Source organism: Clavibacter lycopersici (assembly GCF_003576405.1).
GTDB lineage: Bacteria > Actinomycetota > Actinomycetes > Actinomycetales > Microbacteriaceae > Clavibacter > Clavibacter lycopersici.
This window is the reverse complement of the sequence record NZ_QWGT01000026.1, coordinates 1-19,612: the sequence shown is the minus strand read 5'-3', so window position 1 is coordinate 19,612 and position 19,612 is coordinate 1. Positions and strand designations below refer to the sequence as shown.

The window sequence follows — 19,612 nt, the reverse complement described above, 5'->3', positions numbered from 1 at the left end:
CACGCGCCCGTGGTGGATCCGGCGGAGGCGGCGCACCGCTCCTGGGCGCTCGGGCGCAACGACGACGCGACGCTCGGCCGGGCGCTCGAGTCGTGCCTGCCCGAGGTACGCAGCGGCTCGTGGGCGCACGCGTCGACGAACCAGGGCGTGCAGGCGCGGGCGCGCGAGCTGCGCATGACCGCCCGTCGGGACGCCCTCGCGGATCCGGCGGTCTCCACCGCGGCCGCGGCATGGCGCGCCTGCCTCACCGGGACCGCCAGCGAGTCGGACGCGTACGCGAACCGGCCCCTGCCTGCCGATCCGATGACCCTCCTCGACCCCGTCGCCGGAGTCCGGTCCGGCGTCGCCGACCCGGATCCCGACCTGGCTGCCGCGGACGTCGCCTGTCAGCGCGAGTCCGGCTACCGCGAGGCGCTCTACGGCGCCCAGTGGGAGGCGGAGTCCCTCGTCACGGAGGACGACGCCGCCCTCTTCGCCTCCGCCCGCGGCCGCCAGGTGGCCGAGACCGCGACGTCCGTCCGCGAGGTGCTGCTCGGCGACCGGGGCTGATCCGCGTCTGCCGTGGTCGGCCGTGGCCTCCACCGGGTCGCGCCCTCCCCGGCGCCCGCCGGACCCCGCACCCTGCGAAGCTGGCCGCCCCGATCGCCGCAGCAGAGGAGCCCCCCGTGCCCGAGAACCTCGACGTCCAGCTCGACCGCATCGTCGCCGCCCGCGACCGCGATGACATGGGTCCGACCATCGCCGCGCTGCTCCCCGTCCTCGACGCCCACCCGGCGAACCCGCGCGTGCTCTACGAGGTCGGCGGCGCGTACGACACGGCGGGTGAGGAGGCGACGGCCCTCGACCTCTACGAGCGCGCGGAGGCGGCGGGGCTCGCGGGCGACATCCTCCGCCGCTGCTACCTGCAGCACGGGAGCACGCTGCGGAACCTCGGCCGCGTCGACGAGTCGCTCGCGCTGTTCGCGCGCGCCCGGGCCGAGTTCCCGGGATCGTCGTCCCTCGCCGTCTTCGAGTCGCTGACCCTGCACGCGGCAGGTCGGCCCGACGCCGCGCTCGCCAGCGCGCTGCGGATCGTGGCGGATCACGTGCCGGACGACGAGCTGCAGCGCTACCTCCCCGCGATCCGCGGCAACGCCGGGTACCTCGAGTCGCTCGACGCGGCTTCGGAGACCTCGTGACGGCGAGCGCCGCAGGCCCCGGGTCGGCTGATGCCGCGGGTGCGCCCGTGGACGCCGACGCGTTCGTCTCCGCCATCCGGCGCAGGTTCGCGGCATCGCCCTCCCTCGCCCCCGAGAAGACGTGGGTCGCGGGTCGGGTGTGCGCGGACGGCTCCGCCGTGATCCTCTACGCCGACGGCCACGGCCGCCTCCTCGGCCGCCGCTGGGTCCTCGAGCGGCTGGCTGCGCGGTTCGCGCCGCGCGACGCCCGGAGCCTCGCCGACGCCGTCTACCCGAACGAGGTGATCGAGCCCGACGGGCCCACCACGGCGCTCGACGTCGACTGGGCGGACGGTCTCGTCGAGGATCCGTCCCGCGTCGGCTGGGTCGTGAACGCGTGGACGCACGACGAGCCGTCCGCGTCGGGATGACTCCTGCCCTCGGCTAGCGTGGACGAGCCCGTCACCGTCCCCGACCCCGAGGAGCCCCCATGCGCGCCGTCGTCTACGAGGAGTTCGGCCAGACCCCCGTCGTCCGCGAGCTGCCGGATCCCGTGCCCTCCGCGGCCGGGGTGATCGTGCGCGTCGAGGCCACGGGCGTCTGCCGCAGCGACGCGCACGGCTGGCTCGGCCACGACGACGGCATCGAGCTCCCGCAGGTGCCGGGCCACGAGCTGGTCGGGCGGATCCACGAGGTCGGCCCCGAGGTCACGCGCTTCCGCGTCGGCGACCGCGTGACCGTGCCGTTCGTCTGCGCGTGCGGCCGCTGCGCCGAGTGCCGCGCGGGCAACGGCCAGGTGTGCCGCGACCAGACGCAGCCGGGCTTCACGCACTGGGGGTCCTTCGCCGAGCTGGTCGCCCTGCACGACGCCGACGTGAACCTCATCCCCGTCCCCGACGACCTCGACGCGGGCGCCGCCGCCCTCCTCGGCTGCCGCTTCGCCACCGCCTTCCGGGGTCTCGTGCACCGGTCCCGGATCCAGCGCGGCGAGCGCCTGCTCGTCATCGGCTGCGGCGGGGTCGGCCTCAGCGCGGTGATGATCGGCGTCGCGGTCGGCGCGGAGGTCATCGCGGTCGACGTCGACCCTGCCGCCCTCGCGCGCGCCTCGGAGCTCGGCGCCGAGTACACGATCGACTCCTCGGACCTCTCGGAGCTCGACGTCCTCGACGCGATCCACGCGGTCTCCCCCGACGGCGTGCAGGTGTCGGTCGAGGCCCTCGGCCGCGAGGCCACGCTCCGGATCAGCCTGCTCGCGCTCGCGCCGACGGGCCGCCAGGTGCAGATCGGCCTGTTCGCGACCGAGCCGACCGTGCCCGTGCCGTTCGTCATCAGCCAGGAGCTGAGCCTGCACGGCAGCCACGGAATGCCCGCGCACGACTACGCCGAGCTGATGGCCATGGTCGCGTCGGGCGCGCTCCGCCCGGAGCTGCTCATCGAGCACCGCATCCCCCTCGACGAGGCCCCGGCCGCGCTCGAGGCGCTCGCGTCGGGCGACCGCTCGGCGGGGATCACGCTGGTCGAGGTCGGCTGACCGCTCGCCGCGCCCGGTCGGCTACAGCGCGCCCTGCAGCTCCGAGCCCGCCGGGATCGGCGTGAGCCGCGTGACGACGGCGGGACCCGTGATGAGGCCCGCGAGCGACGCGCCCATGCGCGCGACCGCCTCGCCCGCGCCGTGGGCGTCGAGCGCCTCCACGGACGACCACTTCTCGAGCATCACGATGGTGCCGTCGGGGGCGTCGTGGATCGCGTAGACCTCGCAGCCGTCCTCCTCGTGCACCTCGGCGATGCCGCGGGACAGGGCGGCGACCGCCTCGTCGTGCTTCCCCTCGACGGGCGTGAAGACGGCGGTGACGACGACGGGCTGGGACATGGGTTCTCCTCGGTTCGGGGTGGGACGGTTCGGGGTGGTGCGGGACGCGTGCGCGGGATCGCTCACGGGCGCGGGATGTTCCGCAGGTTCGATCGGGCGAGCTTCACGGCCTCGCCGACGCCGCCGTTCATCACGATCTTCGACATCGAGAGCGCGAAGCCCTTCACCTGCGCGGCCGTGATCTCCGGCGGGATCGAGAGCGCCATCGGGTCGGTCACGAGGTCGACGAGCGCCGGCCCGTCGTGCGCGAACGCCGCCTCGAGCGCGCCGCGGATGTCGGCCGGGTCCTCGACGCGCTGGGAGTGGATCCCGAGCGCGGCGGCGACCGCGGCGTAGTCGACCATGGGCACGTCGACCCCGAAGTCGGGGATCCCGTCGACGAGCATCTCCACCTTCACGAGCCCGAGCGTCGAGTTGTTGAACACCACGACCTTCACGGGCAGGCCGTAGGCCGCGACCGTCACGAGCTCGCCCATGAGCATCGACAGCCCGCCGTCGCCCGAGACGGAGACGACCTGCCGCTCCGGGTAGGCGACCTGCGCGCCGATCGCCATCGGCAGCGCGTTGGCCATGGATCCGTGCACGAGCGACCCGATCATCCGCCGCCGTCCGTTCGGGGTGAGGTAGCGCGCGGTCCACACGTTGCACATGCCGGTGTCGGCGGTGAACACGGTGTCATCGCCCGCCACCTCGTCGAGGATGCTGGCCGCGTACTCCGGGTGGATCGGCTTCAGCTTCTCCGCCTTCGACGTGTACGCGCCGACCACCTGCTCGACCTTCTTGTCCTGCTCCTTCAGCAGCTTCTCCAGGAAGCGCCGGTCGGTCTTCCGCTCCACGAGCGGCAGCACCGCGCGGATGGTGGAGAGGGCGTCGCCGTGGATCGCGATGTCGACGTCGGTGCGGCGGCCGAGGCGCTCGGGCGCGATGTCGATCTGCGCGGTCCGCACCTCCTTGCCGGGCAGGAACTGGTCGTAGGGGAAGTCGGTGCCGATGAGGATCAGCAGGTCGGCGCCCGAGATGCCGGCGGCCGCGGCGCCGTAGCCGATGAGGCCCGTCATGCCGACGTCGAACGGGTTGTCCTGCTGGATCACGTCCTTGCCGCGCAGCGAGTGGCCGACGGGCGCGGCGATCTTGTCGGCCAGCTCCATGAGCTCGGCGTGCGCGGATCCCGCACCCCGGCCCGCGAAGATCGCGACGCTGTCCGCCTCGTCGATGGCCGCGGCGAGCGCGCGCACGTCCTCCTCGGCCGGCACGATCGCGGGACGCCGCGGCAGCGAGAACGCGGGCGCCTCCCCCTCCGCTTCGAACTCGGCCACGTCGCCCGGCAGCGTGATGACGCTGACGCCGCCGAGCGCGAGGGAGTGCCGCATCGCCTGGTCGACGACGCGCGGCGCCTGCACGGCGGTCGAGATCATCTCCGTGTAGTGCGAGCACTCGACGAAGAGCCGGTCGGGGTGCGTCTCCTGGAAGTAGCCGGATCCGATCTGGTTCGTGGTGATGTGGCTCGCGATGGCGAGCACGGGCGCGCCTGAGCGGTGCGCGTCGTAGAGGCCGTTGATGAGGTGCAGGTGGCCGGGCCCGCAGGATCCGGCGCACACCGCGAGCTCGCCGGTGAGCTGCGCCTCGGCGGAGGCGGCGAACGCGCCGGCCTCCTCGTGCCGCACGTGGATCCAGTCGATGCCGCCCTTGCGGCTCCCGCCCGTGCGCCGCACCGCGTCGACGATCGGGTTGAGGCTGTCGCCGACGACCCCGTAGATCCGGCTCACCCCCGCCTCGATGAGCTGGGCGATGAGCTGGTCGGCGACCGTGCGTGCCATGGGGGTGTCCTTCCGTCGGTGCTCCCAGTCAATACCCGCCGCCTCCGCGCGGCCTCCGCACGCCGCCCGCGAAGCGCCCGCGGGAATGCGACCCGGCCCGGTGCGTTGACCCTCAGGTGACCGACACGCAGACCGATGCCACCCGCCCCGACGCCGCCGACCCCGAGGCCCTCGCCGCGTACGACGCGTGGCACCGCGCCCGCCTCGCCGCCGTGACGAGCCCGTTCGGCAGCCTCGCGCTCGTCCAGACGACGTGGCTCGAGCCCGGCCGGGAGGTCAGCGACCTCGAGGCTCTCGAGGGCCAGCCCGACACCGTGCAGCTCACCCGCATCGAGCGCACGTCGCTCGACACCGGCGAGCCCGAGCACGGCTACCGCCTCTGGGACTCGGCGTCACCGAAGAACCGGGCGTTCGTCGACATCGAGGTCTACCCGTACGCGCCCGAGTGGATCCTCGAGGGCCGCTTCGAGCGCGTCGACGACGACCGCGTGATCCCCTTCGAGCACATCGCCGACGCCGGCCGCACGCGCGAGCTGCCCGTGCCCGGCGACATCGTCGTGGAGATCGAGGGAGTCGAGGTGCGCCTCAGCGCGTTCGCCGACGGCGACCGCCTCCAGCTCGTCTTCGCCGACGCGACCACCGGCCGCGAGAGCTACGCGCCCAGCCGCTTCCTCTTCATCCCGCGCCCCGACGGCGACGGACCCGTGACGCTCGACTTCACGCGCGCGGTCGTCCCGCCGTGCGGCTTCTCCGACTGGATGAACTGCCCGCTCCCGCCCGCCGGCAACCGGCTGTCCGCTGCCGTGCGCGCCGGCGAGCGCCGCGTCATCTACCGCGACGAGGCCTGAGCCCCGGCGCCGGGCTGCGCCTGATCAGTCCGGCGCCACCTCGGCCCCCGCGGCCCAGACGCGGGAGACCTGGAGCCCCGGCGTGAGCGCGACGACGTCCGCGGCGGATCCCGTGCGCAGCAGCCCGAGCCGGTCACCCAGGCCGAGCGCCCGCGCCGGGGTGCTCGTGAGCGCCGCGACGGCGTCCGGCAGGGCGAGGCCCACCTCGCGCACCGCGATCCGCAGCGCCTCGTCCTGCGTGAGGGTCGAGCCCGCGATCGTGCCCGTGCTCGCCAGCCGCGCGATGCCGTCGCCCACGTCCACGTCGAGCGAGCCGAGCCGGTAGCGGCCGTCCGCGGATCCCGCCGCCGCCATCGCGTCGGTGACGAGCGCCACACGGCCGGGCGCCTCGCGGAACAGCAGCGCCGCGACCGCCGGGTCCACGTGCACCCCGTCGAGGATCAGCTCGAGCGTCACGCGCGCGTCGGCGACGGCCGCCATGATCGGCCCGGGCTCCCGGTGGTGGATCCCGGGCATGGCGTTGAACGCGTGCGTCAGCACGGTCGCGCCCGCGTCGAAGGCGGCGCGCGCGACATCGCCCGAGCAGGTCGTGTGGCCGACGGCCGCGACCACGCCGGCCGCCACGAGCCGGCGGATCGCGTCGAGCGCGCCGTCGAGCTCGGGCGCGATCGTGACCTGCCGCAGCACGCCATCCCCCGCCGCGAGCAGGGCGTCGATGCGCGCGGGCGTCGGGTCCACGAGGTGCTCGTGCGCGTGCGCCCCTGCCGCGTGCGGCGACAGGAACGGCCCCTCGAGGTGCGCGCCGACGATGGTGGGATCCGCGGCCATCGCCGCCCGGATCGCGCCGAGCGAGCGCACGAGGTCGGGCACCGGGTTCGCGACGAGGCTCAGCACCGAGCGGGTCGTGCCGTGCCGTCGGTGCAGCGCGACGGCCGCGCGGATCCCGTCTGCCCCGTCGTCGTGGGATCCGCCCGCGCCGCCGTGCACGTGCATGTCGACGAACCCGGGCACGAGCGTCGCGTCGCCGAGGTCGACGGTGCGCTCGGCCGGAGGCGCCTCGCGTCCGCTCCCGACAGCGGCGAGGCGATCGCCGTCGAGGAGGACCCACGCGTCGGCGGTCGTGCCGCGCGCGTCCACCGCACGCGCGGCCCGGAGGAGCGTCGTGCCGCTCACGTGAGCCGCTGCCAAGCGGGCTTGGCCGCGTACGTGTGCCGGTAGTAGTCGGCGAGCGCGAGCCGCGAGGCGGCGGCCTCGTCCACCACGACGACCGCGTACTCGTGCAGCTGCAGCACGCTGCCCGGCACGAAGGCGGAGAGCGGTCCCTCGACGGCGGCGGCGACCGCGGCGGCCTTGCCCTCCCCCTGCGCGACGAGCACGAGCCGCCGCGCCTCGAGGATCGTGCCCAGCCCCTGCGTCATGCAGTGCGTCGGCACGTCGTCGAGCGAGTCGAAGAAGCGCGCGTTCGCCTGGCGGGTCGCCGGGGCGAGCGTCTTGATCCGGGTGCGCGACGCGAGCGACGACGTCGGCTCGTTGAAGCCGATGTGCCCGTTCGCGCCGATGCCGAGGATCTGCACGTCGATGCCGCCGGCGTCGCGGATCGCCCGGTCGTACTCCTCGGCCGCGGCACGCAGGTCGGCGGCCCGGCCGTCGGGCACGCGCACGCGGAGCGGGTCGAAGCCGAGCGGTCCGACCACGTCCCGCGCGATGACGCTCGCGTACGACTCGGGGTGCTCGAGCGGGATCGCCACGTACTCGTCGAGCGCGAAGCCGTGCGCCCGCGCGAAGGAGACCTCCCCTGCTGCCACGCGGCGGCGGAGGTCGGCGTAGAGCCCTGAGGGGCTGGATCCGGTGGCGAGCCCGATGACCGCCTCGGGGTCGCGCGCCACTGCCGCGGCCACGTGCGCGGCGGCCGCACGGCCGACCTCCTCGACCTTGGGCAGGATGATCACCTCCACGCGCGCACCCCCTCGATCCCCGTGGCGACGGACGGGCGGACGTCGGCGCCCGCGGGCGCGGTCACGGCGCTCACCCGGCGATGCTCGCGACGATGCCGTCGATGTACGCCTGGCGCTCCTCGCGGGTCGCCGGCCGCCCGACGATCCCCGGCCGCGTCTGCCACGGCAGCGGCCCCGACGCCCGGCGGTACTCCACCCCGAACGCGTCGAGCCGCGCGAGGTGCACGGCGAGCCGCGCGTGGAAGTCATCCACGTCGCGCACGCCGTCCTCCGGCCTCGGCGACCACACCGCCTCGGCGAGCGCCGCCAGCCGCGGGAAGACGAGGTAGTCGACGGTGCGCGGCGAGTCCATGTGCTCGGTCCAGATGTTCGCCTGGCCGCCGAGCACATGCTCCGCCTCCTCGGGGGTCAGGGACTCGGGCACGGGCTCGAACGCGAGCACGTCCTCGAGGGTCAGCGGGATGGAGACCGGGATCGGCTCATCGGGCCCGTCGGACTGCCGGTAGTCGAGGTACACCTGGTCGTCGGGGCAGGCGACCACGTCGTGGCCGCGGCGCGCGGCCGTGACCGCGCCGGTCATCCCCCGCCACGACGCGACGACCGCGGAGGACGACACCTCGCCCTCGAGGATCTCGTCCCAGCCGTACATGGTGCGGCCGGCCGAGGAGATGTGCGCGTCGAGCCCGCCGATGAACCAGCTCTGCAGCTCCAGCTCGTCCGTGAAGCCGCGCTCGCGCATGATCTCCTGCGTCCGCGGATCCTCGGCCCACTGGTCGCGCGGGCACTCGTCGCCGCCGATGCCGACGTACCGCGACGGGAACAGCTCCATCACCTCGTCGAGCACGCCCCGGTAGAAGTCCAGCGTCGACTCCTCCATGTTGAGCACGTCGTGGATGATCCCCCAGCGCGTGTGCACGGTACGCGGCTGGTCGGCGCTCCCGACGCCGAGCTCCGGGTACGCCGCGATGGCCGCGAGCGAGTGGCCGGGCACGTCGATCTCGGGCACCACGTCGATGTGGCGCGCGGCCGCGTACGCCACGACCTCGCGGATGTCGTCCTGCGTGTACCAGCCGCCGTGCGGGCGGCCGTCGCCGGGCGAGTCCTCCGACGCGCCGACCTGGGTCTCGGTGCGCCATGAGCCCACCTCCGTGAGGCGCGGGTAGCGGCGGATCTCGACGCGCCACCCCTGGTCGTCGGTGAGGTGCCAGTGCAGGGTGTTGAGCTTGTGCATCGCCATCAGGTCGATGAAGCGCAGCACGTCGTGCTTGGGGAGGAAGTGGCGGGCCACGTCGAGCATGGCGCCGCGCCAGCGGAAGCGCGGCGCGTCCACGATCGCGACGACCGGCAGCGTCCACTCGACGCCCGCGACGGGAGCGCGGCGGAAGACCTGGGGCGGCAGCAGCTGGAGGAGCGTCTGGCACGCCGCGAACACGGCCGCCTCGTCACCGCCGCGGATCCGCACGCCGTCCGCGGTCACGTCGAGCGCGTGACCTCCTGCCGCGAGGTCGGGGTCGAGCGCGAGGGAGATGCCACCCGGCGCCTCGTCGGTCGTCGACGCGAACGGGAGGCCGGTGGCGGGCCGGAGCGCCGACTGCAGCCACGCCACGGTGCCGGCGAGCGCGTCGGGCGCCTGGATCCGGGTGCGCGCGTCGAGCCGGAGCGATCCGGATCCCGGCACGAGCGATACGGGGGCGGGGAGGACGGCGAGGGGGGAGGTCATGCGGCTAGCCCTTCACGGCGCCGGCGGACATGCCGGACACCAGGTTGCGTTGGATGATCATGAAGAAGACGACGACGGGCAGCGAGAACAGCACGGACGCGGCCATCTGGGCGCCGAAGTCCGTGCCCGTGGTCTGGGTCGTGAACGACGCCAGCCACACGGGCAGCGTGTAGTGCGACTGGTCCTGCATGAACGTGTTGGCGACGATGTAGTCGTTCCAGGCGGCGATGAACGCGAACACGCTCGAGGCGATGATGCCGGGCATGACCAGCGGGAACAGGATCCGGGTGAGCACCTGCCAGGTCGAGCACCCGTCGATGCGGGCCGCCTCCTCGAGCTCCACGGGGATCGCGAGGAAGAAGCCGCGCATGACCCAGATGGTGAACGGCAGCACCGCCCCCACGTAGGCGAGCACGAGGCCGAGGTAGGTGCCGATGAGGCCGATCTGGGTGAAGATCAGGAACTGCGGGATGAGCAGCGCCGTCGCCGGCAGCATCTGCACCACGAGGATCGCGACCATGATCGGCCGGCGCCCGCGGAACGAGAACCGCGAGAGCGCGGCGGCCGCGAGCAGCCCCAGCAGGATGGAGAGCACGACCGCGCCCGCCACGACGACGGTCGAGTTCCGCAGGTAGAGCAGGAAGTCGCCGTTCGTGAAGGCGGCCACGAAGTTCGAGATCGTCGGGTCCTGCGGGAGGAAGCCGGGCGTCCGGCTCATCGACTCCGAGCGCGGCTTGAACGCGGTGTTCACCATCCAGTAGACGGGGAAGATCCACACGACGCAGAAGACCGCGGCGATCGAGTTCCCGATCCACGGGCGGCGGCGGCGCCGGCGGGAGGAGCGCGGGAGGGCACGGCGCTCGCGGCCTCCCCCGGCGACGACGGCCGCCGCCTCCTCCGGGGTCTCGGGTGCCACCGCGCCGGTGCCCGCGGGTGCTGTCGTGGTCACAGGTCTTCTCCCGATCGGATGAGGTTGCGGATGTAGAACGCCGTGAGGACCAGCAGGAGCAGGGTGGTCACGACGGAGATCGCCGCACCCTGCCCGAGCTCGAAGCCGACGAACGCGGTCGTGTAGGTGAACACGCCGAGCGTGGAGGTGGCGTCGTCGGGGCCGCCCTGCGAGACGAGCCAGATCTGGTTGAAGACGTTGTAGTCCCAGATCACGGAGAGGATCGTCACGAGCAGCAGCGTGGGCTTGAGGAACGGCAGCGTGATGGTGCGGTAGACCGCGAGCTCCGAGGCCCCGTCGAGGCGCACGGCCTCCTTGAGCTCCTGCGGGATCTGCGTCTCCGCCGCGTACAGCGTCAGCGCGATGAAGGGCACGGCCTGCCAGACGATGAGCATCCAGATGGACGCGTAGGCGAGGAACGCGTCGTTCGCCCAGTCGACGTCGGTCATGTCGCCGAACAGGCCGACCTGCGTGAGCAGCCAGTTCACGACCCCGTAGCCCGGCTGGAACAGCCACTTCCACACGAGCGAGGAGGCGACGTTCGGCATGGCCCAGGCGAAGATCAGCACGATGGTGACGGCGTAGCGGAACGGCGTGCTGATCCGCGTCATGAGGTGCGACATGCCCGTGCCGATGGCGACGCTGCCGATGACCATGGCCGCCGTGAAGAGGATCGTGCGCACGAGCGACGCCCAGAAGGCGGGGTCCTGCACGAGCTCGATGTAGTTGCCGAGGCCGACGCTCTGGTAGGCGCCCGTGTACAGGGTGCGCTGGTCGGAGTCGGTCGTCGAGGTGATGACGAGGTAGACGATGGGCGCGACGAGCACGACCAGCAGCACGAGGCCGGCGGGCGAGAGCAGCCAGACGGGAGCGGAGCTGCCGCGTCGCGGGGACGGGCGGCCCGGGGATCGGACGGATCCCGGGGTCTTCGGCGGGCGCGTGCCGGTGAGGGCCACGGTGCCTCCTTCGGGTGGTGGTGCGGGTGTCGCGGACGGCGGCGCTCGGGGCGCCGGACGGGGCGGGGCGCCGGTCGTCGGACCGGCGCCCCGCCGCGCGTCACTTCGAGTTGAGCTTCTCGTCGGCGGCGGAGTCGAAGTCCTCCGCCGCGGCCTCGGGGGTCTTCGACCCGGAGGCGATCGAGGAGAACAGCTGGTTGATGCTCTTGTCGCCCTCGAGGTCGGCCCAGGCACCGCTGGCGGGGGTGGCGTTCGAGCGGAGGGCGGCATCGAAGAAGCCCTTGTCGAGCTCGGACAGCGAGCCGGACGCGGCCTCGACGGCCTCGGTGCTGTTCGGGATCCACGTGTCGTTGCCGAAGACCCACTCCGACTGGATGTCGGGGCTGGCGGCGATCTTCGCCCACTGGAGCGCGAGCTCCGCGTTCTCGGACTTGGCGGCGATGCCCCAGTCGGATCCGCCCAGCATCACCGGCTGCGTCTCGCCCGACTTGCCCGGCAGCGGGAAGCTGCCCAGGTCGTCGTCGGTGAGCTCCGGGTTCGCCTTCTTGATCATGTCGATGTAGCCGTTCGAGGCGAGGATGGCGCTCGTGGTGCCGTCCGCGAAGACCTGCGTCTGGTCGGGCGCCGTGGTGTCGAGCGTGCGCGACGCCGCGGTGGAGTACGCGTTCTGGAACTCCTGGAAGTCGGCGAGGCCCTGCTGCGCCTTCGCGTCGCCGAACGCCGGCGCCCACGTGCCGTCGTCCTCGGTGGCGATCTCGCCGCCCGCGTCCCACACGAACTGCATGCCGGCGTACCAGTACTGGCCCGGCATGTAGAAGGGGGAGAAGCCGTCGGTCGAGGCGTTGGCGGCGGCCACCTTCTCGAGCGCCGCGGTGAGCTCCTCGTAGGTGGTCGGGGCGGCCGTCACGCCGGCGTCCGCCCACATGGTCTTGTTGTAGATCACCGCGCGGGCGCCCGCGAACCCGGGCACGGCGTAGAGCTTGCCGTCGACCGTGGCGGGAGCCTCGAGGCCCTCGAGCCAGGTCTGGCCCTGCGCGAGGTCGTCGCGGTACGGGGTGAGGTCGAGGAGGCCGCCGTTCGCGGCGTAGCTGGCGACCTGCGTGTTGCCGATGTCGAGCACGTCGGGCGGGGTCGAGGTCGAGAGCGCGGTCGCGACCTTGGTGGTGATGCCGTCCCACTGCTGGGTCTGCACCTCCACCTCGGCGCCGGTCGCGGCCGTGAACTCGTCGTTGATGGCCTTCATGGTGTCGTCGGTGTAGTCGCCGGTCATGACCCACACGTTCAGGGTCGTGCCGTCGCCCTTGACGGCGGCGATCTCCTGGGGGGATCCGTCGCCGGCGGCGGTCGTGCCGCCGCTCGAGCAGGCCGTGAGGGCGAGGACGGCGGCGAGGCCGAGGCCCGCCGTCAGTCTCATGTGTCGCATGGTGGTTCTCCTGGGTTCGGTGCGGTGCGGTGGAGTGCGGTTCGTGTCGGGATGGAGGGGGGTCAGTAGACGCCGAGCTCGGCCTGGAGCATGAGCGAGGCGCCGCCGAGGAGCACGAGGTCGGCGTCGTCGTCGCTCATCCGGAGGGAGAGCGCGTCGCCGACGCTGCTGAGCGTCCGGGCGCGGATGGTGGCGAGGGTCGCGTCGCGGAGGGGCCCCTCGATGAGCTCGCGGGGGCCCGTGACGACGACGTGGTTGAGGTTGAGGGCGCTGATGACCGGCGCGATGACGACGCCGAGCGCGGATCCGGCGTCGCGGAGGGCCGCGTCGCGCGCGTCGTCCGTGAGCCCCGCGATCCGCCGCGCGAGGTAGCGGGCGCCGATCACGGTCTCGAGGCAGCCGGAGCGGCCGCACGTGCAGGCCTCGCCGACGCCGGGGTCCCCGACCGTGACGTGGCCGATCTCCCCCGCCGCGAACTGCTCGCCCTGCACCAGCGCGCCGCCGATGACGAGGCCGACGCCCACGCCGTCCTCGATCGTGACGACCATGACGCTCTGCCCGGGTGCCTCGCTGAACATGTGCATGCCCACGGCGGACAGGTTCGCGTCGTTGGCGATGCGCACGGGCACGCGGAAGTGGTCGGCCAGGCGCGCCCGGAGGGGCACGTCCGACCACTCGAGGTCGAGCGCCTCGCGGACGACGCCCTGGTCGTCGACGATGCCGGGCACTCCCACCGCGATGCCGAGGAGGCGCCGCGGCGTCTGCGCCACGAGCCGCTCGCTGAGGCGGACGACCTTGGCGACGGCCGCGTCGCCCGTGGCGCCGTCGACCTCGAGGGACGACTCGGCGAGCACCTCGCCGCGGAGGTTCATGACGGCGCCGACGAAGCGGCGGCCGTTGGAGAGGTCGAGCGCGACGATGTGGAAGGAGTCGGCGTCGATCTCGACGAGCTGCGCCGGCTTGCCGACGCGGGCGTCCTCGCGCTGCCCGACCTCGGCGACGATCCCGTCCGCCGCGAGCTCGCTGACGAGCACCGAGACGGTCGGGCGGGTGAGGCCGGACTCACGGGCGAGGTCGGCGCGGCTCATGGCGCCGCGGTGGAACAGCGCCTGCAGCATCATCGAGCGGTTGTGCACCCGGTTGTGCTGCGGCAGCGACTTCGAGACGACGCGGCGGGTGCGGGTGCCGGCGGGGCCGGAGGCGGCCGGGGCCAGTTCGGTGGGCATGCGCGCCATCTCCTCTCCATGCGGTCGGCGTCGACCGCTTGGAGCGTTAGTAAATCTCCCTTACAAACGCGTGTCAAGCATTCGGACGAGATCCACCCGCGAAATGTCCCGGAAACACGGTCCAGAGCGGGCACCCGCCAAGGCGAGCACCTTGTGGAGGTCGGGTTTGTAATGTTTACTAACGAACGCGGCGCTGGAGCCCCGGCCGGATCCCGGCCCTCCTCGAGCCGCAGGAGGAGACACCCGGTGCGCATCGGACTCGACATCGGCGGGACCAAGGTCGACGCCGTCGCGATCGACGCGGACGACACGGTCGTCGCCTCCCTCCGCCGGCCCACGGGCCACGGCGCCGACGAGGTGCTCGCCACCGCCGCCCGCGCCGTCGACGACCTCGTGGCCGGGCTCGGCCGCCCGGCCGTCGCGTCGGTGGGCGCGGGGATCCCCGGCATGGTGGATCCCGCCACCGGCACCGTGCAGCACGCCGTGAACCTCGGCATCGACGGCTTCCCCTTCGGCGTCGAGCTGGAGGGCCGCCTCGGCGTCCCGGTCGCCGTCGAGAACGACGTCAACGCCGCCGCGCTCGGCGTCTCGCACCTGCTCGGGCTGGGCGGCTCGCTCGCCTACCTCAACGTCGGCACCGGCCTCGCCGCGGGCCTGGTCACGGACGGCGTGCTGCTGCGCGGCGCCCGCGGTGGTGCGGGCGAGATCGGGCACGTGCCCGTGGATCCCGCCGGCCTCCTCTGCCCCTGCGGCCAGCGCGGCTGCCTCGAGACGATGGCCTCGGGCGCGGGCCTCGCCCGGCAGTGGCACGGGTCCGGCGCGCACGCCGCGGTCGAGGTCTTCCGCGCGGCGCAGGAGGGCGACACGACCGCCCTCGCCGTCCGCGCGCGCCTGGCCGAGGGCATCGCGGGCGCGGTCCGGATCCTCGTGCTCACCAACGACGTGGACGCCGTGGTCGTCGGCGGCGGGATCAGCCGGCTCGGCGCTCCCCTGCTCGGCGACCTCCTCGCCGTGCTCGCGGGGCAGGCGGCGACGTCGCCGTTCCTCGCGAGCCTCGAGATCGCGGATCGCGTCCGCCTGCTCCCGCCCGACCTCCCCGCCGCCTCCGTCGGCGCCGCGCTCCTCCGCCCCGCGCACGAGCTCCATCGGCCGCTGACCCGCTGACCCGCTGCCCGTCCCGGCATCACCCCGCACGACCCCGCTGTCCCCGATCGATGAAGATGGAGAGATGACATGACCGATCCCCGCCCCGCCGGCGACCACCCGCTCGGCGCCCGTCCCCTCAGCCGCCGGGCCCTGCTCGGCGGATCCGCGGCCGCCGTGGGCACCGCGCTCCTCTCCGCCCCGCAGGCCGCGTCCGCCTCCGGCCCGCTCCTCGGGGCCCCCGACCTCGGCTCGCCGACCGCGTCGCGCGCCCTCATGCAGAGCGCGAAGGCCGCGTACGAGTTCCTCGACGGCCGCGTCGACGAGTACGCGACCGGCGAGCAGCTCCGCCTCCCCCGCAGCTACCAGGGCGGCTTCTTCACCACGCCGACGTTCGACTTCGTGTCGTCGTTCGCGTACGACGACGCGCTGGTGATCCTCGCCTACCTCGGCCGCGGATCCCGTGCCGACGTCCGCCGCGCCACCGTCCTCGGCGACGCGCTCCTGTTCGTGCAGGCGCACGACCCGATCGGCGACGGCCGCACCCGCGCGTCGTACCAGCCGGACACCTTCCCCGCCACGGGCGCCCCATCGGGGGCCCTCGACATCGGCTCCCCCGCGGCCTACACCGGCAACCAGAGCTGGGTGGGCATGGCGTTCGCGCGCCTGTTCCGGGTGACCGGGCAGCAGCGCTTCCTCGACGGCGCCGTGCAGCTCGGGCAGTGGATCCGCGCCAACGCCACCGACACGACACGCGCCCCGCACGGCTTCACGGGCGGCCGGAGCGCCGACGACCAGCCCATCACGTTCAAGTCGACCGAGCACAACATCGACGTCACGGGCTTCTTCTCGCAGCTCGCGCAGCTCACGCGCGACGCCTCGTGGGCCGCGGACGCCGCCATCGCGCGGTCCTTCGTCGAGGCCATGCAGGATCCGGCCGACGGCCACCTCTGGACGGGCACCGACCCCGACGGCGTCACGATCAACCGCACGGTCGTCCCCGAGGACGTGCACACCTGGGCCTACCTCGCGACCCTCGACCCGCGGTACTCCCGCGCGCTCGACTGGGTGGTCGAGAACCTGTCCGCGGTCGACGGCCCGTACACGGGCCCCTCGTACAGCGACACCGACACGAGCAAGGTGTGGTTCGAGGGATCCGGGCACCTGGCCCTCTCCTTCCGCATCCGCCGCGCGCCGGGCGACCGGGAACGCGCGGTCGAGCTGTTCCGCAGCATCGCCGTCGCCCAGGCCGAGCAGCCGAACGGCGACGGCAAGGGCGTGGTCTCCGCCTCGAGCGACGGCCTCGACACCGGGTTCGGCGACATCTACTACGCGAGCCTCCACACCGGCGCGACCGCATGGTTCCTCCTCGCGGCCACGCTCACCAACCCGTTCCGCCTCGGCGGACCGCGGTCGCGATGAGCGCGGCGCAGGGCGGCCGCGGGACGATCTCCCGCCGCGCCGCCCTCCTCGGGGTCGCCGGCCTCGGCGTCGCCGGGCTCGCCGCGACCGCCCCGCTCCCGTCCGGCGCGTCCGCAGCTCGGGCGGCCGCTGCCGCCGTGCCGTCCGCCGCCTCGATCGCGAGCGCCTTCGGGTTCCTCGCCGCGAAGCTCGACCAGCGGGCGACCGGATCCACCCTCCGCGTCCCGCAGAGCTACACGGGCGGCACGCAGGGCGCCGCGGGCTTCGTCTCCAGCTTCGCGTACGACGACGGGATCATGATCCTCGCCTGGGTCGCCCGCGGCACCGCGGACGACCTGCAGCGCGCGGTCGTCCTCGGCGACGCCCTGCTGTACGCGCAGGCGCACGACCCCATCGGCGACGGCCGCACGCGCGCGTCGTACCAGCCGGATCCGTTCATCACCGCGAGCGGGGCGCCGTACATCGGCTCCCCCGCGGCGAACACGGGCAACCAGGCGTGGGTGGGCATGGCCCTCGCCCGCCTCGGCCGCGCCACCGGGCAGAGCCGGTTCCTCGCCGGCGCCGTGCGGCTGGGCGACTGGATCCGCACGAGGACGCTCGACACGACCCGCGCCCCGTACGGCTACACGGGCGGGCGCGACGGCTCCGACGCGCCGTACGCGTTCAAGTCGACCGAGCACGCCATCGACGTCCACGCGTTCTTCACCATGCTGGCGACGCTCACGGGCGACTCCGCATGGACGAGCCGCGCGGCGACGGCGTCCTCCTTCATCGCGGCGATGCGGGACTCCGGCGACGGCCACCTCTGGACGGGCACGGACGTCGACGGCATGACGATCAACCGCACGCCCATCCCCGGCGACGTCCAGAACTGGGCCTACCTGGCGACGGGCAGCAGCGCGTACTCGCCGGCCGTGACGTGGGTCATCGACCGACTGGCCGCGACCGACGGCGGCTTCACCGGGTCGTCGTACAGCTCGGCCGACCGGTCGAAGGTGTGGTTCGAGGGCACGGCGCACCTCGCGCTGGCCGTCCGGGCGCGCGGCGCCACCGGGGATCCGACGCGCTACGCCGACCTCATGGCCACGCTCGAGCGCGCCCAGGCCGCGGCCCCGAACGCGGACGGGCGCGGCCTCGTCGCGGCGTCGAGCGACGGCCTCGTGACGGGCTTCGGGGACACGTACGACGCGAGCCTGCACACGGGCGCCACGGCCTGGTACCTGCTCGCGGCGCTGGGGGCGAACCCCTTCCGCCTCTGACGCGCACGCCGTCGACGGGTCCGGGCGCTCACGCGAGCGCCCGGACCCGTCGCCGTCAGCCGAGCAGCTCGGGCCGCTCCCAGTCCTTCCCGTGCACGTGCTGGTCGAGGAACGCGAGCACGGTCCGGTACCAGACCACCGACTGCTGGGGCTTCAGGATCCAGTGGTTCTCGTCCGGGAAGATCAGGAACCGGTGCGGCGTGGTGCCGTCGTCGGCCGCGTGGTGCTCGGCGAGCTCCGACCACAGGCGCAGGCTCTCCCCCACGGGCACGCGGTAGTCGCGGTCGCCGTGGATCACGAGCATGGGCGTCACGATGTCGCGCACCGAGTGGTGCGGCGAGTTCCGGTCGAGGCCTTCCGCGGAGAAGATGCTCTGCCAGTACTGCGACGAGTCGGTCGTCGGTCCGAACTGGTCGAGCGCCCACAGGCTCGCGTGGCTGACGATCGCGCGGAATCGGTCGGTGTGGCCCGCGACCCAGTTGGCCATGTAGCCGCCGAAGGATCCGCCCATCGCGGCCGTGCGCGTCTCGTCGATGTCGTCGCGCGCCTCCACGGCGTCGGTGATCGACATGAGGTCGGTGTAGGGCGCCTCGCCCCACGCGTCCCAGCCGCGCGCGATGAAGTCGAGCCCGTAGCCGGTGCTGAGCGCGGGGTCCGGGAGCAGCACCGCGTAGCCGCGCGCCACCATCACCTGCGGGGTCCAGCGCCAGCTCCACGCGTTCCAGCTGTTGAGCGGGCCGCCGTGGATCCAGAGCAGCAGCGGCGCGGGCGCCTCGGCCGACGCGCCATCGGGCAGCATGAGCCAGCCGCGCACGCGCGCGCCGTCGGCGGCCGTCGTCTCGACCTCGGTCATGGTGCCGGTCGTCGCGGGGACGGGGGCGGGCGTCGCGAGCGCGGTGACGGATCCGTCGGCCGCGGACACGCGCACGGGGTGCGACGGCGCCATCCACGAGGAGCGGAGGGCGAGCACGTCGCCCGTCTCGCGGTCGACCTGCACGTCGGTGTAGGAGTGGTCGTCCGTCGTGAGCTGCGCGACGGATCCGTCGAGGCCGATGCGGAAGACGGGACCGCGGCCGTCCTGGTCGGCGGTGACGACGAGCGCCTGGGAGTCCGCGTCGAAGCGCAGCGAGGACGGCCAGCGGTCCCACTCCGCGGCGACGCGGCGGGCGTCGGATCCGTCCAGCGCGGACACCCAGATCTCCTGCTGCGTGGGCGCGGCGGGCGTGGCGCGGTCGGTGCGGATGCAGGCGAGCAGCGCGCCGTCGGGGCTGATCACGGGCGACTCGACGTCGGCGCCCGGCACGTCGAGGAGCGTGGTGCGTTCGCCCGTCGCGACGTCGATCGACACGAGCGCCTGGCGATCGCCGCGGCGCTCCTTGACGCCGACCGCGACGACGAGCGTGCGGCCGTCGGGGGTGATGGCGGCGGCCGCGTGGTCGAGGCTGCGACCGGGCCGCGGGGTGAGGTCGCGCGGGCGGGGCAGGGAGGCCGGGTACGGCTGCGCGGTCGCGGCGGGCTCCGACGCAGCGGATCCGCCGTCCTCGGTCGCGGCCTCGGCGGCGAGCGCGGTGGCCGCGTCGGCCGCCGTCGGACGCGCGGGCTCCTCGACGAGCGCGTCGGCGAGGTCGAGCGCGAGCAGGTGCGGCTCGTCGGGGCCGAGGTCGTGGTCCCAGTATCGGACGGGGTAGGTCTCGTGCAGGATCGCGTTCACCTTGAGGTCGGAGCGCCGCTTCCGCGCGACCGAGTCGGCCTCGAGCGAGCCGGATCCGGGCAGCAGCGGCGCCTGCACGACCACCGTGGCGGCGTCGCGCGCGACGGCCGCGATGCCGTCCACGCCGCCCGCCAGACGGGTCAGCGCGCGGGCCTC

The 19,612-nt window shown here is 73.8% G+C and carries 18 protein-coding genes; 8 read left to right on the top strand and 10 right to left on the bottom strand.

Annotated features, from left to right (window positions below; translation table 11 throughout):
- The 4 genes from DZG00_RS03520 to DZG00_RS03505 form a co-directional block, all read left to right on the top strand.
- On the top strand, positions 1-549 hold a 549-nt coding region (locus DZG00_RS03520), incomplete at its 5' end, for a hypothetical protein (RefSeq protein ID WP_233550073.1).
- A 116-nt stretch (positions 550-665) separates the two neighbouring features.
- Entirely contained in the window at positions 666-1,178 is a 513-nt protein-coding gene (locus DZG00_RS03515; protein WP_119382253.1) for a tetratricopeptide repeat protein, read from the top strand.
- 47 nt (positions 1,179-1,225) lie between these two features.
- Positions 1,226-1,588, top strand: a complete 363-nt coding sequence (locus DZG00_RS03510; RefSeq protein WP_119382252.1) for a hypothetical protein — start codon at positions 1,226-1,228, stop codon at positions 1,586-1,588.
- Positions 1,589-1,647: 59 nt separating this feature from the next.
- Complete coding sequence (locus DZG00_RS03505) at positions 1,648-2,688, top strand: zinc-dependent alcohol dehydrogenase family protein (RefSeq protein WP_119382251.1); 1,041 nt, start codon at positions 1,648-1,650, stop codon at positions 2,686-2,688.
- Between the two features lie 21 nt (positions 2,689-2,709).
- Here the strand turns inward: DZG00_RS03505 and DZG00_RS03500 are convergent, their stop codons facing one another.
- Positions 2,710-3,027: a putative quinol monooxygenase gene (locus DZG00_RS03500; protein ID WP_119382250.1), complete on the bottom strand. Its 318-nt coding sequence runs from the start codon at positions 3,025-3,027 to the stop codon at positions 2,710-2,712.
- A 62-nt stretch (positions 3,028-3,089) separates the two neighbouring features.
- On the bottom strand, positions 3,090-4,844 hold the full coding sequence (locus DZG00_RS03495) for a pyruvate dehydrogenase (protein WP_119382249.1): 1,755 nt from the start codon (positions 4,842-4,844) through the stop codon (positions 3,090-3,092).
- 116 nt (positions 4,845-4,960) lie between these two features.
- Here DZG00_RS03495 and DZG00_RS03490 point away from each other — a divergent pair, with 116 nt between their 5' ends.
- A complete protein-coding gene (locus tag DZG00_RS03490; RefSeq protein ID WP_119382248.1) occupies positions 4,961-5,692 on the top strand; it encodes a DUF1684 domain-containing protein in 732 nt (243 codons plus the stop codon).
- A gap of 24 nt (positions 5,693-5,716) precedes the next feature.
- On the opposite strand, the gene nagA is transcribed toward DZG00_RS03490, so the two are convergent.
- The 7 genes from nagA to DZG00_RS03455 form a co-directional block, all read right to left on the bottom strand.
- On the bottom strand, positions 5,717-6,865 hold the full coding sequence (gene nagA, locus DZG00_RS03485) for an N-acetylglucosamine-6-phosphate deacetylase (RefSeq protein ID WP_233550072.1): 1,149 nt from the start codon (positions 6,863-6,865) through the stop codon (positions 5,717-5,719).
- Positions 6,862-7,647, bottom strand: coding sequence for a glucosamine-6-phosphate deaminase (nagB, locus tag DZG00_RS03480; RefSeq protein ID WP_119382488.1), 786 nt, complete (start codon positions 7,645-7,647; stop codon positions 6,862-6,864). Before nagB ends, nagA begins: the two co-directional genes overlap by 4 nt.
- Before the next feature lie 70 nt (positions 7,648-7,717).
- Positions 7,718-9,367 (bottom strand): beta-N-acetylhexosaminidase, encoded by a 1,650-nt coding sequence (locus DZG00_RS03475; protein WP_119382487.1) that lies wholly within the window; start codon positions 9,365-9,367, stop codon positions 7,718-7,720.
- A 4-nt stretch (positions 9,368-9,371) separates the two neighbouring features.
- Positions 9,372-10,316, bottom strand: coding sequence for a carbohydrate ABC transporter permease (locus DZG00_RS03470; protein WP_199688951.1), 945 nt, complete (start codon positions 10,314-10,316; stop codon positions 9,372-9,374).
- Positions 10,313-11,272: a carbohydrate ABC transporter permease gene (locus DZG00_RS03465; RefSeq protein ID WP_119382486.1), complete on the bottom strand. Its 960-nt coding sequence runs from the start codon at positions 11,270-11,272 to the stop codon at positions 10,313-10,315. Before DZG00_RS03465 ends, DZG00_RS03470 begins: the two co-directional genes overlap by 4 nt.
- A 100-nt stretch (positions 11,273-11,372) precedes the next feature.
- The gene (locus tag DZG00_RS03460) at positions 11,373-12,686 is read right to left on the bottom strand and encodes an extracellular solute-binding protein (RefSeq protein WP_199689788.1); all 1,314 of its coding nucleotides are present in this window, start codon (positions 12,684-12,686) and stop codon (positions 11,373-11,375) included.
- Between the two features lie 71 nt (positions 12,687-12,757).
- The gene (locus DZG00_RS03455) at positions 12,758-13,921 is read right to left on the bottom strand and encodes an ROK family transcriptional regulator (protein WP_147359916.1); all 1,164 of its coding nucleotides are present in this window, start codon (positions 13,919-13,921) and stop codon (positions 12,758-12,760) included.
- A 246-nt stretch (positions 13,922-14,167) separates the two neighbouring features.
- Between DZG00_RS03455 and DZG00_RS03450 the strand changes: the two genes are divergently transcribed.
- The 3 genes from DZG00_RS03450 to DZG00_RS03440 all read left to right on the top strand — a co-directional run bounded on the left by DZG00_RS03450 (position 14,168) and on the right by DZG00_RS03440 (position 17,745).
- Positions 14,168-15,085 carry an ROK family protein gene (locus DZG00_RS03450; protein WP_199689787.1) on the top strand — a complete coding sequence of 306 codons (918 nt, stop codon included), beginning with the start codon at positions 14,168-14,170 and terminating at the stop codon, positions 15,083-15,085.
- A 69-nt stretch (positions 15,086-15,154) separates the two neighbouring features.
- Positions 15,155-16,486, top strand: coding sequence for a hypothetical protein (locus DZG00_RS03445; RefSeq protein WP_119455385.1), 1,332 nt, complete (start codon positions 15,155-15,157; stop codon positions 16,484-16,486).
- Positions 16,483-17,745 (top strand): hypothetical protein, encoded by a 1,263-nt coding sequence (locus DZG00_RS03440; protein ID WP_119455384.1) that lies wholly within the window; start codon positions 16,483-16,485, stop codon positions 17,743-17,745. Before DZG00_RS03445 ends, DZG00_RS03440 begins: the two co-directional genes overlap by 4 nt.
- A gap of 55 nt (positions 17,746-17,800) precedes the next feature.
- Here the strand turns inward: DZG00_RS03440 and DZG00_RS03435 are convergent.
- Positions 17,801-19,612, bottom strand: a 1,812-nt coding sequence (locus DZG00_RS03435) for a S9 family peptidase (RefSeq protein ID WP_147359915.1), incomplete at its 5' end; no start/stop codon positions are given.

Bases quoted from the DNA above. Each gene is read 5' to 3' on its own strand.
- DZG00_RS03495 (WP_119382249.1), bottom strand. From the start codon at position 4,844: ATGGCACGCACGGTCGCCGACCAGCTCATCGCCCAGCTCATCGAGGCG.
- DZG00_RS03500 (WP_119382250.1), bottom strand. From the start codon at position 3,027: ATGTCCCAGCCCGTCGTCGTCACCGCCGTCTTCACGCCCGTCGAGGGG.
- DZG00_RS03475 (WP_119382487.1), bottom strand. From the start codon at position 9,367: ATGACCTCCCCCCTCGCCGTCCTCCCCGCCCCCGTATCGCTCGTGCCG.
- DZG00_RS03505 (WP_119382251.1), top strand. From the start codon at position 1,648: ATGCGCGCCGTCGTCTACGAGGAGTTCGGCCAGACCCCCGTCGTCCGC.
- DZG00_RS03455 (WP_147359916.1), bottom strand. From the start codon at position 13,921: ATGCCCACCGAACTGGCCCCGGCCGCCTCCGGCCCCGCCGGCACCCGC.
- DZG00_RS03445 (WP_119455385.1), top strand. From the start codon at position 15,155: ATGACCGATCCCCGCCCCGCCGGCGACCACCCGCTCGGCGCCCGTCCC.
- DZG00_RS03460 (WP_199689788.1), bottom strand. From the start codon at position 12,686: ATGAGACTGACGGCGGGCCTCGGCCTCGCCGCCGTCCTCGCCCTCACG.
- DZG00_RS03440 (WP_119455384.1), top strand. From the start codon at position 16,483: ATGAGCGCGGCGCAGGGCGGCCGCGGGACGATCTCCCGCCGCGCCGCC.